The organism is Bacillus sp. SIMBA_026, assembly GCF_046535335.1.
In the GTDB taxonomy this organism is placed as follows: Bacteria; Bacillota; Bacilli; order Bacillales; family Bacillaceae; genus Bacillus; species Bacillus velezensis.
Map to the genome: position 1 here is coordinate 1 of NZ_JAWRWX010000324.1, position 254 is coordinate 254.

The window sequence follows — 254 nt, forward strand, 5'->3', positions numbered from 1 at the left end:
TGGATTCCGCGAGGCTGAGAACCTCGCCGTCGATGGAAACGGTGAAGTTGTTTGCGTCCGGCACATACACGATCCGCTGTCCGGTACGGGCGAACCCATAGGCGTTCTCGGCGTGCTTGATATCCCAAATCTCATGGAATCCGTTGATGAAGGTACCCGGGAGCTCCCCGTCGCCTGCCGCGGCATGGGCGCCGCGAATGCCAAGGTGTCCGTTGCCAAGGGCGAACAGGGTCTCAAGCGTTCCTTCGTCACCG

General features: G+C 61.0%; 1 pseudogene. It reads right to left on the minus strand.

Features of this window, described 5'->3' with window-relative positions:
- Nucleotides 1-254 (minus strand): annotated as a pseudogene (locus tag SB847_RS21650) (family 65 glycosyl hydrolase); the annotation flags it as partial.